The organism is Limosilactobacillus fermentum (assembly GCF_013394085.1).
GTDB lineage: Bacteria > Bacillota > Bacilli > Lactobacillales > Lactobacillaceae > Limosilactobacillus > Limosilactobacillus fermentum.
In genome coordinates, this window is sequence record NZ_CP040910.1 from 356,884 (window position 1) to 372,850 (window position 15,967).

Annotated in this window: 19 protein-coding genes; 15 read left to right on the forward strand and 4 right to left on the reverse strand. The window is 50.9% G+C overall.

Features of this window, described 5'->3' with window-relative positions:
* Window positions 1-75 precede the first annotated feature (75 nt).
* The 4 genes from FG166_RS01695 to FG166_RS01710 form a co-directional block, all read right to left on the reverse strand.
* Window positions 76-1,413: a C1 family peptidase gene (locus FG166_RS01695; RefSeq protein WP_004562729.1), complete on the reverse strand. Its 1,338-nt coding sequence runs from the start codon at window positions 1,411-1,413 to the stop codon at window positions 76-78.
* Between the two features lie 63 nt (window positions 1,414-1,476).
* Window positions 1,477-2,091 (reverse strand): sugar O-acetyltransferase, encoded by a 615-nt coding sequence (locus FG166_RS01700; protein ID WP_035431296.1) that lies wholly within the window; start codon window positions 2,089-2,091, stop codon window positions 1,477-1,479.
* Between the two features lie 27 nt (window positions 2,092-2,118).
* Complete coding sequence (rpiA, locus tag FG166_RS01705; protein WP_004562731.1) at window positions 2,119-2,805, reverse strand: ribose-5-phosphate isomerase RpiA; 687 nt, start codon at window positions 2,803-2,805, stop codon at window positions 2,119-2,121.
* Window positions 2,806-2,816: 11 nt separating this feature from the next.
* Window positions 2,817-3,128, reverse strand: a complete 312-nt coding sequence (locus FG166_RS01710; protein WP_004562732.1) for a GNAT family N-acetyltransferase — start codon at window positions 3,126-3,128, stop codon at window positions 2,817-2,819.
* Between the two features lie 199 nt (window positions 3,129-3,327).
* Between FG166_RS01710 and FG166_RS01715 the strand changes: the two genes are divergently transcribed.
* The 15 genes from FG166_RS01715 (at window position 3,328) to FG166_RS01785 (ending at window position 15,899) form a co-directional block, all read left to right on the forward strand.
* Complete coding sequence (locus FG166_RS01715) at window positions 3,328-3,867, forward strand: dCTP deaminase/dUTPase family protein (protein ID WP_004563338.1); 540 nt, start codon at window positions 3,328-3,330, stop codon at window positions 3,865-3,867.
* Window positions 3,868-3,879: 12 nt separating this feature from the next.
* Window positions 3,880-5,253: a DNA repair protein RadA gene (radA, locus tag FG166_RS01720; protein ID WP_004562734.1), complete on the forward strand. Its 1,374-nt coding sequence runs from the start codon at window positions 3,880-3,882 to the stop codon at window positions 5,251-5,253.
* Window positions 5,254-5,285: 32 nt separating this feature from the next.
* Window positions 5,286-6,419, forward strand: a complete 1,134-nt coding sequence (locus FG166_RS01725; protein ID WP_004562735.1) for a PIN/TRAM domain-containing protein — start codon at window positions 5,286-5,288, stop codon at window positions 6,417-6,419.
* Window positions 6,420-6,489: 70 nt separating this feature from the next.
* Window positions 6,490-7,986: a glutamate--tRNA ligase gene (gene gltX / locus FG166_RS01730; protein WP_012390831.1), complete on the forward strand. Its 1,497-nt coding sequence runs from the start codon at window positions 6,490-6,492 to the stop codon at window positions 7,984-7,986.
* A 67-nt stretch (window positions 7,987-8,053) separates the two neighbouring features.
* The gene (locus tag FG166_RS01735) at window positions 8,054-8,623 is read left to right on the forward strand and encodes a TIGR01440 family protein (RefSeq protein WP_004562737.1); all 570 of its coding nucleotides are present in this window, start codon (window positions 8,054-8,056) and stop codon (window positions 8,621-8,623) included.
* A 347-nt stretch (window positions 8,624-8,970) separates the two neighbouring features.
* Window positions 8,971-10,389: a cysteine--tRNA ligase gene (gene cysS / locus FG166_RS01740; RefSeq protein WP_004562738.1), complete on the forward strand. Its 1,419-nt coding sequence runs from the start codon at window positions 8,971-8,973 to the stop codon at window positions 10,387-10,389.
* Between the two features lie 6 nt (window positions 10,390-10,395).
* Window positions 10,396-10,809, forward strand: a complete 414-nt coding sequence (locus FG166_RS01745) for a Mini-ribonuclease 3 (protein WP_004562739.1) — start codon at window positions 10,396-10,398, stop codon at window positions 10,807-10,809.
* On the forward strand, window positions 10,799-11,554 hold the full coding sequence (rlmB, locus tag FG166_RS01750; protein ID WP_004562740.1) for a 23S rRNA (guanosine(2251)-2'-O)-methyltransferase RlmB: 756 nt from the start codon (window positions 10,799-10,801) through the stop codon (window positions 11,552-11,554). The genes FG166_RS01745 and rlmB overlap by 11 nt, the downstream gene beginning before the upstream one ends.
* Before the next feature lie 238 nt (window positions 11,555-11,792).
* Window positions 11,793-12,371, forward strand: coding sequence for an RNA polymerase sigma factor (locus FG166_RS01755; protein WP_004562741.1), 579 nt, complete (start codon window positions 11,793-11,795; stop codon window positions 12,369-12,371).
* 64 nt (window positions 12,372-12,435) lie between these two features.
* Complete coding sequence (gene rpmG, locus FG166_RS01760; RefSeq protein ID WP_004562742.1) at window positions 12,436-12,582, forward strand: 50S ribosomal protein L33; 147 nt, start codon at window positions 12,436-12,438, stop codon at window positions 12,580-12,582.
* A gap of 14 nt (window positions 12,583-12,596) precedes the next feature.
* Window positions 12,597-12,773 (forward strand): preprotein translocase subunit SecE, encoded by a 177-nt coding sequence (secE, locus tag FG166_RS01765; RefSeq protein WP_004562743.1) that lies wholly within the window; start codon window positions 12,597-12,599, stop codon window positions 12,771-12,773.
* 108 nt (window positions 12,774-12,881) lie between these two features.
* Entirely contained in the window at window positions 12,882-13,427 is a 546-nt protein-coding gene (gene nusG / locus FG166_RS01770) for a transcription termination/antitermination protein NusG (protein WP_021349745.1), read from the forward strand.
* A 119-nt stretch (window positions 13,428-13,546) separates the two neighbouring features.
* On the forward strand, window positions 13,547-13,972 hold the full coding sequence (gene rplK / locus FG166_RS01775; RefSeq protein ID WP_004562745.1) for a 50S ribosomal protein L11: 426 nt from the start codon (window positions 13,547-13,549) through the stop codon (window positions 13,970-13,972).
* 93 nt (window positions 13,973-14,065) lie between these two features.
* The gene (gene rplA, locus FG166_RS01780; protein WP_004562746.1) at window positions 14,066-14,758 is read left to right on the forward strand and encodes a 50S ribosomal protein L1; all 693 of its coding nucleotides are present in this window, start codon (window positions 14,066-14,068) and stop codon (window positions 14,756-14,758) included.
* Between the two features lie 154 nt (window positions 14,759-14,912).
* Window positions 14,913-15,899 (forward strand): IS30 family transposase, encoded by a 987-nt coding sequence (locus FG166_RS01785; protein ID WP_014562415.1) that lies wholly within the window; start codon window positions 14,913-14,915, stop codon window positions 15,897-15,899.
* Window positions 15,900-15,967: the final 68 nt, after the last annotated feature.

The window sequence follows — 15,967 nt, forward strand, 5'->3', positions numbered from 1 at the left end:
ACGACCTTAGCTCCATCTGTTAGGGTAACAAAAAAGTTCAGAACGAGTAATTTTCGTCCTGAACTAATCTTAGGTTTAGGCCAAAGTTCCCATTGGGTCCCACGGCTTTAAAACGACTGGTTCCTTTGCTTGGGCGGCTAAGAGGTCGTCGCTCAAGTAAGCCTTGTTGATGACCACTTGGTAGCAGTACTTATCCATCCAAGCGTCGGACATGACAAAGTAGCCCTTTTCGCCGACCTTGCTTCCCCAGGAGTTTTCAACCTTCCACTTGGTTGGCTGGCCGTCAACGATGTCGACCCCGGTCAAAACCATGGCGTGGTTCATCATTGATTCGCCATAGTCTAAGGAGTCGGCCTTTGACATGGCTAGTTCGGTGTCGAAGAGGTCTTCGTAGGCGTAAGTGTTTAAAGCCATCAAGCCTAGCTTGGTTTCGGAATACTTAGAAACGTCGGAGCCGAACCAAACGCTCTCACCGTTTTCGAGTTGCTTAACCGCCAAGGCCTTAAATTCATCCATTGGTAGGTTTAAGTGCTTGATTGGCCGGCCCCCGACCACGTTACCCAACATGTCAATCGTGTAGGTTTGGTGGTAGGACTTGTCTTTAGTCGGGGCCTGAATGATGGAAACGTAGTCGTCCAAGTTCCAGCCAACGTACTTTTGGAAGAATTCGGTCGGCGTTAAGTTAGCGTCACGGTGGAACTCGTGGTCCTTTTTGGTCCGGTACTCAAAATCAAAGGTAGTTACTGGTTCGCCAAAGGCATATGACAGCATCCGGTAGACGTTGTTGAGCATCGACCGGCGCTCTTCGTCGATCCGGGTGGGGGCGTAGTTTTGTTGGACCAGTTGCCGTAAAATAACGGCGTCGTGGCGCAGCTGGTTATTTAAAACGGCGTTAATTTCGCGTGATTGAGAGGAGTTGTAGCTTTCCGGCATTGCGCTTTGCGGAACGACCCCGTACTTTTCGATCAGGGCGCACAACATGTCCCACTGACCCCCGTCTTGTTGCGGGGTTTCCATCAGCCAAGCCACCTTCCGATCATCGTGAGGAAGGTTGGCGGTCTGGATGACGTTTTCGTAGAAGTAGTTGGCCTTTTCGAACTTGTCCCAGAAGAATTGGTAGGATTGGGAAAGCTCAAAGTCTTCGGGCAGGTTGAACTTTTGTTGCATGTCGTGGCGCATCGTGTTTAAGGCCGCAAACATCCAGCAGCGTCCGGATTGCTTTTGGTCGGCAACGTTACCGGTGGAAAGGTCAATCGAAAAGTGTTGGTCGTTGTCGGCCTTGGAGTGCCAATCAAAGCTAGCGGCCTTGACCCCGTTCTTGGTGACGGCTCGCTCTAAAACGGCGCTGTCCTTACGACCGGCATAGTCTTCGTGAAAGGCCGCTAAGTCGGCGGCAGAAATTGAAAAACTCATCTAAAAATACGCTCCTTTGTTGATTTAGGACCCATTATAATACGAAATCGGGCGGCGGGGTGGTTAGTAGGGAAAGTTCTCTAAGCGATCGGCGGCCGAGATTATCCGGACAACCCGGCCGGGGACACCAACCACCAGGGCGTCTTTAGGAACGTCCTTGGTGACCACGCTACCGGCGCCAATCACGGCGCCGTCATCAATTGTGACCCCGCCCAAGACGGTTACGTTGGCCCCCAGCCAGCAGTTGTTACCGATTGTGATCGGGGCGCCCAGTTCGTAGTCGAATAGTTCGCCGTCTTCATTAACCCGGGCGTTACGTTGCTGGTAGCGTAAGGGGTGACTAGCCGTGGTCAGGGTAACGTTGGGCCCGAACATCACGTTATCGCCGATCGTCACCGGGCAGGTGTCTAAAACGGTTAAGTTGAAGTTGGCGTAAAAATTGTCACCAATCGTAGTGAAGCGCCCATAGTCGAACTGGATGGGTCCTTGCAAACAACAGTTGTGACCGTGCTGGGGTACCAACTGTTGGAGCAGGGACGCCCGTTTTCCGGTCTCGGTTTCTAGGGTTTGGTTGTAGGCGGCACACAGCCGGTGTCCCTCGGTGCGAAAGGCGGTTAGTTCCGCACTTTGCGGGGTGTAGGGAAGGCCTTGTAGCATGTTGTTAGTGTTTTCTTCCATTGTAACCATCCTTTCGAAATGAAGGGCTTAGGGAGCGGTGAGGGTGGTAATCCCGGCCTCATTACCGACGATCACTTGGTTGACCCGGTTTAAGAAGAGACCGTGTTCAACCACCCCAACCGTGTTAATGAGATCTTCAGCCAGGGCCAGCGGGTCGGTTAACGGCCCCAGTTTGAGGTCGATGATGTAGTTGTTTTCATCAGTCCGGTATAATTGACCCGCTTCGTCCGTTCGCCATTGTGGCTGGTAACCCTGGTGCTCAAACTTCGCAAAGACCTTGCTTGCACCAAACGGGATCACTTCCACCGGGACCCCGAAGGCGCCAATCCGGTCAACCACCTTGGATTGGTCAACAATCCACACGTTATTGGTTGAGGCGTCGTTGACGATCTTTTCCCACAAGAGGGCACCCCCGCCCCCCTTGATACCATAAAAGTCTCGGTCGACTTCATCGGCGCCGTCAATCGTCAGGTCAACGTGGTCGACGTCATCGAGGTCAACGATTTTGATCCCCAGGGAAGTGGCCTGGGCGGTCGTCCGGTTGGAGGTGGTGACCCCAGTAATTGCTAGGCCCTCTTCTTGGACCCGTTTGCCTAGGGCGTCAACTAAAAAACGAACGGTGGAGCCGGTGCCCAGCCCAACGATCATGCCGTTTTTAACGAGCTTGGCGGCAGTTTGGCCAACCAATTGTTTTAAAATGTCTTGTTGGTTCATAAAAATTCCTTTTAATCGGTAAAAGTGGTGGGGAAGCGATCTTCTGGCAAGAGGACCTTTTGGTATTCGGGGTGGCGCTTGAACTGAGCCACGGCGTATGGGCACATTAGTTTAATCACCCAGCCCTCCTCTTTAGCGTGTTCTACGAAGGTCTTGACTAGGTCGCTAGCCACCCCGGTGCCCCGGTAAGTGGAAGCGACGAAGACCCGTTCGATAGCGTAACGGTTGTCGTAATCAGGGATGGCCGGGTAGTCAAGTTCGCCGACGTATTCGCCCTGATCGTTAGTCACGGTTAAAACGTTATTTTCGTATTTGTAGTGCATCGTTTTACCTCCTTGTAAAACAAGCGTTAGACGCCTTTGCCTAAATTGTGCCCGCTTTAAATTCAAATGTCAACTCAGGAGCGAAACCCCTTCCATACCGAACCAAGCTGGGTCTTGAATTTTGATGGTCGTTTAGGGAGTAACCAAGTCTGAAACCATGGTACAATCGAATAACAAAATTGATTTTGAGGTGAACGAAATGAAACGTGGGTTCCAAGTGGTCTCTACTTATCAAGAGGCGGGGTTAACCCTTCCTAAGCGGCAAACAAAGCAGGCGGCTGGTTACGACTTTGCGGCGGCAACGGACTTTACCCTTCCTTCAATTTGGAAGGGTAACTTCATTAGGGCCCTGTACAAGCTTCGCCAAGCTAAGCGCTACTTGACGACAGAAGAGCTTGACCGGGCCGATAAGTCACTAAAGCCGTACTTAGTGCCGACCGGAATCAAGGCTTATATGCAACCAGATGAGGTCTTAATCTTAGTCAACCGGTCCAGTGGCCCCCTAAAGCGGCGGTTGATTTTACCAAACGGGGTTGGCATCATCGACGCCGATTACTACGATAACCCCGCCAACGAAGGGGAAATCTTTGTTCAGCTGGTCAATTACGGCCTGCGCGATTATCACATTAAAAAGGGCGAACGCATCGCCCAGGGAATCTTTGTCCCTTACCTGGTGGCCGACCAAGAGGAGGTTCCACAGGCAAAGAGAAGCGGGGGCTTTGGTTCCACGAAACAATAGGGAGGAACCAGGATGGCAAAAGCCAAAACACACTTTGTCTGCCAAAACTGCGGTTACAATTCACCGCGCTATTTAGGGCGGTGTCCCAATTGTGGCCAGTGGAGTACCTTAGTTGAAGAAGTCGAGCAGGCAAGTACCCCGGCGGCTAAAAACGCTACGGCAACCTTAACCGGGATTGTGGCCCGGCCCCAGCGAATCCAAGAAATTGACACCAAAAAAACGCCCCGGGTTAAGACCCGCTTAAATGAGTTAAACCGGGTGCTAGGTGGCGGAATTGTACCCGGCTCGTTGGTCTTAATTGGTGGGGATCCCGGGATCGGAAAGTCCACCCTGCTCTTACAAGTGTCGGGGCAACTGAGCGTGGAACACCACAAGGTTCTTTACGTTTCCGGGGAAGAATCAGCCTCCCAAATTAAATTGCGGGCCCAACGCTTAGACGTTTCCGGCGAGGACTTTTATATCTACCCGGAAACCAACATGGAAGCCATCCGGGCGACGATTGATTCCATTCAGCCCGAGTTTGTAATCATTGACTCGGTTCAGACGATGCAGGCGGCCGACGTGACCTCGGCGATTGGGTCGGTCTCCCAAATCCGGGCGGTCACCGCCCAGTTGATGCAGATTGCCAAGGGGCAAAACATCACGGTCTTCGTGGTTGGTCACGTCACCAAGGGTGGGGTCTTAGCCGGGCCCAAGATCTTGGAACACATGGTTGACACGGTGCTGTACTTTGAAGGGGACCTCCACCACACCTACCGGATTTTACGGTCGGTCAAAAACCGGTTTGGGTCCACCAATGAGTTAGGGATCTTCGAAATGAATACCCGCGGTTTGACCGAGGTCGCAAACCCCTCGGAAATCTTTTTGGAAGAGCGGCTTAAGGATGCCACCGGGTCGGCCGTGGTCGTATCCCTGGAGGGAACCCGACCGATCCTGGTTGAAATCCAGGCCTTGATCACGCCAACCGTCTTTGGAAACGCCCAAAGAACGGCGACAGGTTTAAACCGCAACCGGGTTTCCTTGATCATGGCGGTCCTAGAAAAACGGGCGAACCTGCTCTTACAAAACCAGGATGCCTACTTGAAGGCGGCCGGGGGCGTTAAGTTAGACGAGCCGGCCATCGACCTTGCGATCGCGGTGGCAATTGCTTCTTCTTACCGGGATAAGGGGACCCGGCCGACCGACGCCTTCGTCGGTGAAGTTGGCTTAACCGGGGAGATCCGTCGGGTGAGCCGAATTGAACAGCGGGTGGCCGAAGCCGCTAAACTAGGCTTTAAGCGGATTTTAGTGCCCAAAAACAATTTAGCGGGTTGGAACCCGCCGCAAGACATCGAAGTCGTGGGGGTAACGACCCTTGGCGAAGCACTTAAAATTGCCCTTGGATAGGGGTAAAATTGGTAGCGAAGGGGGGTGTAATAATGAAAAAACGGATAATTCGGTTAGCCTTCACGATTGTGGGGGCGGCGATTGGCTTTTACTACCTGCCACTGTTGTGGGCGGCAATTGGCTTTAAGCTGGCCACTTCGTTGTTGGCAATTGTGGACATGGTAATCGGGGCGGTGCTCTTTTTCTTATTATCGTTATCCCTAGCCGACTGGGTCGCCAGCCTGATGAAACGAACCGAACAAGCCCTAGCTAAGCAGAACCCGATTTACCTAATCTTTGGGGCGCTGGCCACCATTGTCGGCCTTATTTTAGCAATTTTAATTTCCATTCCTCTCTGGCGCACGCGAGTACCGGTGGTGAATAATATTTTGCCCCTTTTGTTAATGGTGGTCTTTTCTTATTGGGGGTTTCGGATCGGGACGACCCGGCTCGATGATTGGCGAAACCTCTTAGGTATGCGGCGCGATCTCGATAAGGATACGCAGAGTCAAGTTATTAAACGTCAAGACGATAACTACCACCACTATAAGATTTTAGATACCAACATCTTGATTGACGGACGGATTTACGACCTAGTTAAGACCGGCTTTTTGGAAGGAACGCTGTTGGTCCCTAACTTTGTCTTGTATGAATTACAATACATCGCCGATTCCGGGGACTCGATCAAGCGGGTCCGGGGCCGGCGGGGCTTGGACATTTTAAATAAGCTTCAAGAAGAACGGATTGCCCCCGTTGAAATGTACGAGGGCGACTTTGATGACATCGACGAGGTCGACTCCAAGTTGATTGCCCTGGCCAAAAAGGTGGATGGGGTAATTGTGACTAACGACTGGAACTTAAACAAGGTCATCCAGTTTCAAAACATTCAGGTTTTAAACATCAACAACCTGGCCAAGTCCCTTCGTCCGCGGGTAATCCCGGGTGAACACTTAACGGTAACGGTGGTCAAAAAGGGGACCGAGCGCCAGCAAGGGGTGGCGTACTTAGATGATGGCACAATGGTGGTGGTCGAAGACGGTCGCTACTTCATGAACGAACGGATTGAAGTGGAGGTTACCTCGGCGTTGCAAACCGACGCCGGGCGGATGATATTTGCCCGTCCCCTGCATTCCACCAAGGGAATTGATGGTCATCACCACGGTCAAAAGGAACAATCCAAGAAATAGCCTTTTCTTTTTAAGGGGGGAAGGCTACACTAGTTAGGAAACACTTATTTTTACGAAAGAGGCGGAAATCTTGTCAAAGAATGAAATTCGCGTTCGTTACGCTCCTAGTCCGACCGGACACCTACACATTGGGAACGCACGGACCGCATTGTTCAACTACTTATTTGCCCGGCACAACCACGGAAAGTTTATCATCCGGATTGAAGACACCGACACCAAGCGCAACATTGCGGACGGGGAACGCAGCCAGCTCGACAACCTGAAGTGGATGGGGCTGGACTGGGATGAAGGTCCGGATAAGGGCGGCGACTTTGGTCCTTACCGCCAATCCGAACGTAAGGACATCTATGCCCAATACATTCAAGAATTAATGGATAAGGGCCTGGCTTACAAGTCCTACATGACCGAAGAGGAACTGGAGGCCCAACGGGAAGCCCAAAAGGCGGCCCACCAAATGCCACACTATGAATACGAATATGCCGGCATGAGCGATGACCAAATCAAGGCGGCCCAAGAAGCAGCCGAAGAAAAGGGATTAAAGCCGGTCATCCGGTTCCGGGTACCTAAGGATGAAGTCTTTGAATGGGAAGACCTGGTTAAGGGACCCATGTCGTTTGAGGCCCAATCAATTGGGGGCGACTTTGTCATCCAAAAGCGCGACGGGATGCCAACGTACAACTTTGCCGTTGTCATTGACGACCACCTGATGAAGATCAGCCACGTGTTCCGCGGCGATGACCACGTTTCTAACACGCCAAAGCAAATGGCCATCTACCAAGCCCTGGGCTGGAAGGTACCGGAATTTGGCCACATGTCCTTGATCATCAATAACGAAACCGGTAAGAAGCTTTCCAAGCGGGACGAATCGGTGCTCCAATTCATCGAGCAATACCGCGACCTGGGGTACCTGCCGGAAGCAATGGATAACTTCATCATCCTCTTGGGCTGGTCCCCGGTTGGGGAAGACGAAATCTTCTCCTTAAAGGAATTCGTTAAGATGTACGATGAAAAGCGGCTGTCCAAGTCACCAGCCGCCTTTGACCGCAAGAAGCTCCAGTGGATCAACAACCAGTACATGAAACTTTCGTCAGCCGATGAGGTCTTCCACGTGGCCATGCCACAGCTGTTGGACGCTGGTTTGATTGAAAAGAACGCCAACCCATACAAGATGGAATGGATGCGGCGGTTAGTGGAACTCTTCAAGCGCGAAATTTCTTACGCAAGAGAAATTGTCGACTACGTTAAGCCGTTTGTGAACGGCCCGGAAGACATTTCTGAAGAAGCGAAGGCCGAAATGCAAGAAGACACCGCCCTGGTAGTGATTAAGGCCTTCCGGGACCGGGTCGCCGCCATGGACTTCATGGACGCAACCGGTGTCTTAGCCGCCATTAAGGACGTGCAAAAGAGTACCAAGGTGAAGGGGCGCAAGCTCTGGATGCCACTGCGGATCGCCGTAACCCACGAAACGCACGGGCCGGAGTTACCGGAAAGCATCGAACTTTTTGGGCAGGAAAAGACCTTGGCCCACTTGGATGAGATGATTGCCCAGTTAGAAGAAAACAAGTAAGCACATTGAAAAACCGTCCCTTAGCAAGCCAGCAAAGGGACGGTTTTTGTTCCAAAAGAGGGAGCCTATGGAGTCACTAAATCAAATTAAAGCGGCCACCCAAACCGGGGTGACGGAGTTATTAGAAGCCGCCCACTTAAAGCGTGGCGACCTGTTTGTCTTGGGGCTGAGCACCAGTGAGGTGCAGGGTGAACACATCGGCCAAGATTCCAACATTGAGATTGGAAGGACGGTCGTTAAAGCGATCGTGGAATTATTGGCACCGAGGGGGATTAACCTGGCCGTGCAGGGGTGTGAACATCTTAACCGGGCCCTGGTGGTGGAACGGGCGGTGGCAGAACAACGGGGCTTGGAGATCGTGACCGTTTACCCGCAGCTGCACGCTGGTGGGGCCGGACAGGTGGCGGCCTTTGAACTCTTTGATGATCCCGTTGAAGTTGAACACGTGGTGGCCGAGGCCGGCATTGACATTGGCGACACCAGTATCGGCATGCAGGTTAAGTTTGTCCAGATTCCGGTGCGGACCAGCGTCAAAGAAATTGGCCAGGCCCACGTTACTTACTTACGTTCCCGGCCCAAGTTAATTGGTGGGGCGCGGGCCAAGTACGAATGGGACCCGTTTGATCAAAAGAAATAACAAACGCCCAGTGGGGTTCGGTTTAACGAAGCTCACTGGGCGTTATTTTTGGCAATAAAAAAGCGGTGGCTTGGGAGGACCACCGCAGAGGAGTATTACGATATCTTGGGGGAGATTTCGTAAAAGTATATTTTTCGGTTACTATTGGGAGGAGTAATTGAAAAATAATAGGTTTCGGTTAAATGTAGCTCGTTTCCTTGCTACGGTTTATATAGTATCAGTTGGTTGTGAAGAAAATATGACTAAGTGCTTAATAATTATCAAACCCCATTTCTGGGTTCGCCACTGGTCCCGTCCAACTTGTGGTAAGATAGTACTATTCTAGATCGACCACTGGAGGTAATCACATGTTGAAAATATACAACACACTCACCCGGCAAAAAGAAGAATTTCACCCCCAACAAGCAGGGATCGTTAACATGTACGTCTGTGGTCCGACCGTCTACAATTATATTCACATCGGCAACGCCCGGAGCGTGGTCGCCTTTGATACGGTGCGCCGCTACCTAGAGTTTTCTGGCTACCAAGTTAATTACGTCTCCAACTTCACCGATGTTGATGACAAGATGATAAAGGCCGCCAAGGAGCAGGGGATCACGGTGCCAGAGTTGGCGTATAAGTACATCCAAGCCTACATGGAAGACACCGCCGCTTTGAACGTCGAACCCGCCACTACCCACCCCCGGGCAACCGAAAACATTGACGGGATTATTTCCTTTATTGAAGACCTGATTGAAAAGGGCTACGCCTACCAAAGTGGGGGCGACGTGTACTACCGGGCCCGCAAGTTTGCCCACTATGGTCAACTGTCCGGTCAGTCCCTAGACGACCTGGAAGTCGGGGCTAGCGAACACGTTTCAACAGAAGAGGTGGCAAAAAAAAAGGACCCGCTCGATTTCGCCCTCTGGAAGGCGGCCAAGCCCGGCGAGATCAAGTGGGACTCCCCGTGGGGGGCCGGGCGCCCGGGCTGGCATATTGAGTGCTCGGTGATGTCAACCAAGTACCTGGGTGATACCCTAGACATTCACGCCGGTGGTCAGGACCTCGAGTTCCCCCACCACGAAAATGAAATCGCCCAGAGCGAAGCCAAGACGGGCCACCGCTTCGTTAACTACTGGATGCACAACGGCTTTGTAACGATCGGTAGGGACAACGAAAAGATGAGCAAGTCCCTGGGCAACTTCGTCACGGTGCACGACTTAATTAAGGAAGTTGACCCGCAGGTGTTACGGTTCTTCATGTCAACGACCCAGTACCGGCGCCCAATTCAATACAGTCAAGAAAGCTTGGTGGAAGCCCAAGCTAACTTAGAGCACTTAAAAAACACTTACGACAACCTGGCTTACCGGCTCAAAGACGCTACGTCCGGGACCGATGGCGGCGTGCAACGGCAACTAGCGGACTTCCGGGCCCGCTTTGTGGCAGCCATGGATGATGATATTAACGTTCAAAACGGGATTGCCGTGGTTTACGAGTTGATGCGCTTTGCTAACCAGTACGTTGAACAACGCCTGGTGCAGCGCGAACCAATCGTTGCCATTCAATTAATGTTAAAACGGTTAGTAGCGGTCTTTGGGGTTGACCTGGCCGTTTCCGCTACTGAAATTAACGACGAAAAAATTAAGGAACTGATCGAAAAGCGCAACGCCGCCCGGGCGGAAAAAGACTTCGCTTTAAGTGACCAGATCCGCGACCAGTTAAGGGACCAGGGGATCATTTTAGAGGACACCCCCCAGGGGACCCGTTACAGAAAGGAATCAAATTAGTCACCAATGGAACAAGCAGATTATCAGCAATTGAACGGGATCGCCCTGGCCTATTTGGGCGACGCCGTCTATGAGGTGTTCATCCGCCAACACCTGTTAGCCCTCGGGATGAGTAAGCCTAACCGCCTGCAAAAAAAGGCCACTAACTACGTTTCGGCTAAGGCCCAGGCGGCCCTAATCCTCAAGATGCAAGAAGAAGACTACCTGACCGAAGAAGAGTGGGCCTACTACAAACGGGGGCGTAACGCCAACAGTTACACCCACGCCAAAAATACCTCGGTCTTAACTTACCGGCAGTCAACCGGGTTTGAGGCCCTGTTTGGCTACTTGCAACTAGCTGGTCAGCAGGAGCGGGTGGCCGAACTGGCGGCGTGGTGCATCAAGCAAGTTGAACGGGGGAACCTAATCCATGAAGACTAACGAAGAAAACAGCGAATTTATCATTGGGCGCCACCCGGCGATGGCGGCTTTAAAGTCCGACCAAGAAATCAACAAGGTGTTTATCCAAAAGGGATTAAAGACCGACGCTATTGCTCAGCTGGTGAAGTCGGCTAAGGAACGGCACCTGGTCATTTCAAACGTTCCCAAGACGAAGCTGGATCAGATGACGGCCGGGCAAAACCACCAGGGGGTGGCCCTGGCCGTGGCGGCGTACCAATATGCCACCGTGGACGACCTGTTTGAAAACGCGGCCCAAAAGGATGAGGAACCCTTCTTCTTGATTTTGGATGAATTAGCAGACCCGCACAACTTGGGTTCGATTTTACGGACGGCGGATGCGGCCGGGGTTCACGGCATCATTATCCCCAAGCGGCGGTCGGTGGGCCTGACCTCGGTGGTAGCCAAGACGTCAACGGGGGCAATCGAACACGTTCCGGTCGCCCGGGTGACCAACCTGGTTCAGGTAGCTAAAGAGTTGCAAAAAAGCGGTGTTTGGCTGTTTGGCACCGATATGCAAGGAACTGACTACCGGCGCTGGGACGCTAAGGGCGCTGTGGCGCTGGTAATTGGTAACGAGGGAAAGGGAATTTCTCCACTACTGAAAAAAACTTGTGACGAGATGCTAACAATCCCGATGATTGGGCATGTACAAAGTTTAAATGCTTCAGTTGCGGCTAGTTTACTAATTTATCAGGGCTTTGCCACTCGTCACCCGCTCGACTAATCATGACGACATAAAAATAAGCGAAAGCGACCCCCCAGTCCAAGTTGGGCTGGGGGTTTAATTGTTTGTAAGTTGATTAGCGAGAAAGCCAAATTGGCGAAACCAAATTTTCGCAATTTGGCTATGAAAATTTACAAAGTGCTAAAACGCGATTTTCAGTATTTGTAAACGCTTCCGGACTTTGATAACGTAATTTATTGCAAGGGAGGAGAATAATAAATACGGGGGAGGAAAATTCATGGAAGCCTATCAATTAAGTGATGAAGAGCGGGTGGAGTTAGCTTTGATTAATGGTGCGACTAAGGGTGATAATGAGACGTTGGGAGAACTCTTTGACCGCTACCAACCACTGGTGCGTCGGTTGTGGTTAAATTACTCAATCGCCAACCTGGATCGTCAGGACTGGCAACAAGAGGCCTTCTTGGTTTTAGACCGGGCGGTCCACAATTATCGCCAGGAACAAAGGACGCGTTTTTGCTGGTATTACCGCCAGTTACTCACCAACCGCTTGCGCGACTTGTACCGGCAAACCCGGGCGGAAAAGCGGATCCCCGCCCAACTGGTTCAAGACCTCAACGCCGAAAACGACGTGACGATGATCCAAGATCCGGTGCTAACCCCAGAGCAGATCGTAATGTGGCGGGCCAGCTACCAGGAATTTTTGGCCCAGTGTTCGACAAACGAGCGGGAAGCCTACCTACTAGAGAGTGAGGGCCGAGACTTAACGGAAATTGCGCAGGTAATGGGGTGTTCTGAACGGAAGGTGAAAAACGCCCTCCACCGGGCCCGGGCGAAGTTAAAGAAGCACCTTGGCTAGGGGACACCGGTTGATCAAACCGGGTGATTCGTGCTAATCTAGAGCAGATAAGGGAGGCGATGGCATGGTGAAAAAAGTGGCCCTCGAGTGCAGCGAATGCGGGCGCCGGAACTATTCCGTGCCCGCACGTCCTAACCACGAGGAGCGCTTGGAGCTCAAAAAGTTTTGCAAGCACTGCGGAAAAGTGACCGTTCACCGGGAAACACGCTAATTTTGGAGGAAAACATGCACCCATTGAAATTTATCGGAAGCGTTAGGGATGAAATGCACCGGGTGGTGTGGCCAACGGCAAAGGAAAACCGGCGCGATACCACCATCGTTTTATCAATTACGATCTTTTTCATTCTCTTCTTTGCCCTCTTTGGCTGGCTAATTCATCTTCTGATGTTGTTATTCGTCTAGCTAGTCAGCGGGCCAAAAGTTTGCTATACTAATTGATAAGGACAAAAGCTTCGTTTGCGGACGGGGTTTTTTTATTTTGCCAAAAACACTTCTAAAAGGAGAGACATCGTGGAAACAAACGAAAAACGTTGGTATGTTTTGCATACTTACTCCGGTTACGAAAACCGTGTTAAGAGTAACTTGGAATCCCGGGCCCAATCAATGGGGATGGAAGACTACATCTTCCAAGTGGTGGTTCCGGAAGAAACGGTTCGCCAAGTCAAGGACGGCCAAGCAAAAGAGGTCGAAGAAAAGACCTTCCCTGGTTACGTCCTAGTTGAAATGGTGATGACTGACCAAGCCTGGTACGTTGCCCGAAACACCCCTGGCGTAACTGGTTTCTTAGGTTCGCACGGTGGGGGATCCAAGCCGACCCCGCTCCTTCCTGAAGAAGTGGATCGGATCCTAGTACGGATGGGCCAAGATGTTGCCCGCACCGATATCAACGTTGCAGTTGGTGACAACGTTAAGATCATCGCCGGGGCCTTTGCGGACCTGTCCGGGAAGGTGATCGAAGTCGACCGCGACAAGTTGAAGTTAAAAGTTGAAATTGAAATGTTTGGCCGCTTGACGACGACTGAACTAGACTTCAACCAGATCGATACGGTGGAATAAGACTTGTAATTAGGCGATGGGTGTGCTAGATTAATACGGTATGCTATCGTCATACTGTGGGAGGGGCAAATTTCAATCCCCCATCATTACCACAACACGGACTAAGGAGGTTTTGTCTCGTGGCAAAGAAAGTAGCAAACGTTGTCAAGTTGCAAATTCCTGCCGGTGCAGCTACACCAGCTCCGCCAGTAGGTCCTGCGCTTGGGCAAGCAGGTATTAACATTATGGGCTTCACGAAGGAATTCAACGCCCGGACCGCTGATCAAAAGGGGATGCTGATCCCAGTTGTAATCACGGTTTACGAGGATCGTTCCTTCGACTTCATTACGAAGACGCCGCCTGCTGCGGTATTACTCAAGAAGGCCGCTGGTGTTGAACACGGTTCCGGTGAACCTAACACGAACAAGGTTGCAACTGTAACCAAGGACCAAGTTAAGGAAATCGCCGAAACGAAGATGCAAGATCTAAACGCCGCTGACGTTGAAGCAGCGATGCGCATGATTGAAGGTACTGCTCGGAGCATGGGCTTCGTTGTCGAAGGCTAAGACCCAGCAGTCCGGGTCACACGCTAAAACGTGCTGACCTTACGTGGGAGGTAACTCCGTTCGACCACATATTTGCAAGGAGGAAAACACAAGATGGCTAAAAACCGTGGTAAGAAGTACCAAGACGCCTTAAAGAAGGTTGACAGCAAGAAGGAATACGCTGTTGACGCTGCGGTGGACTTGGTCAAGGAAATCGACTTCGCAAACTTTGACGCAACCGTTGAAGTTGCATTTAACTTAAATGTTGACACTAAGCAAGCTGACCAACAACTTCGGGGTGCCATTGTGCTCCCGAACGGTACTGGTAAGGACCAAACCGTAATCGTTTTTGCCAAGGGTGAAAACGCTAAGGCGGCCCAAGAAGCCGGTGCTGACTTCGTTGGTGACCAAGACTTAGTTGAAAAGATTCAAGATGGCTGGCTCGACTTCGACGTTGCCATCGCCACTCCAGACATGATGCCACAAGTTGGGCGTCTTGGTCGGGTGCTTGGTCCTAAGGGCCTGATGCCAAACCCGAAGACTGGGACGGTGACGATGGACGTGGCTAAGGCCGTTTCTGACGCCAAGGCTGGTCAAGTTACTTACCGGACTGACCGGGACGGAAACGTTGCGGTACCGTTTGGGAAGGTATCCTTTGACACCGCTAAGTTGGTTGAAAACCTGAAGACGATCGAAGACGTTGTTGTTAAGGCACGTCCGGCAGCTGTGCGTGGTACTTACATCAAGCACGCTTCCATCGCTTCAACGTTCGGCCCGAGCGTTACCCTTGACCTGACGACTTTTTAAGTTGTCGTTCAAGTAAAAAAGACGTGGTAACTGTACCACGTCTTTTTTTGTGCCGGGCGAATTTACAATTGAAATGCAACACAAAGTAAAAAAATAAACCCATACCGGGTAGAATATGTTTAACGACCAAATCAAACAATTCGAGGTATCCGGTATGAGCTATAAACATCTTACTATAAAAGAACGTGAAATACTTATGTTTTTACGAGCTAAGGGGTTATCTATCCGGGCTGTCGCGTTACGGCTGGGGCGAAATCCAAGCACTATTTCACGGGAGTTAAAACGTTGTGCAGGTAATTATTCCCCAAGCAAAGCAGATAATGACTATCATCAAAAGCGGCAGAATTGTCACAAGAAGCGGCTATTAGACAGCCATCCACAATTACGCCGTCAAATTGTTCATTACATCTTAGATCTGCACTGGTCACCAGAGCAGATTACCGCTCGCTTTAATAAGGAACATCAATGGTGTGTTAGCTACAACACAATTTACCGTCATATCTATCAACACAATTTAGGTGAAAAGTACTCCTCACGTGGTGATACCGGTATTCAGCGCCATCTCAGACATAAACATCGGACCCGGCATTCAAAGAATACTAGACGACATCGAGAAGTACAGACCGACTATATCTCGATCCATGAGCGCCCTGGTTTTATCAACCAGCGTCAACGTATAGGTGACTGGGAAATTGATACTGTGATTGGTCGAACGGGTCACTCCATCCTTTTAACGGTTGTCGATCGGCTTAGTCGGCTTACGCTTATCAAAAAGGTTGTGCAAAAGGACTCGCAGGAGATAAATAAAGGCTTAGTTGAACTGTTAGGGGCCATTCCTAAAGAATTTGTTCATTCTATTACACCAGATCATGGGACCGAATTTCTTCATCTTGATGAAATCAGCGAAAGGTTAGGTGTTACTGTCTATTGGCCCGATCCATATTCGCCTGAACAGCGTGGAACAAATGAGAATACAAATGGATTAATCCGGGAATATTTTCCCAAGCGAACAGATATTGATAATTATACAGAACAGGACGTTGAACACTGCCAAAAGCAGTTAAATCAACGTCCTCGCAAAGTGTTAAACTATGAAACCCCATATGAAGTATTTTTTGACAAACCGTTGCACTTAGTTTGACAATTCGCCCGTTAAAACGAAAATAGCTGGGGAGCCGTGGTTAAAGCGGCATGCCCCAGCTATTTTTG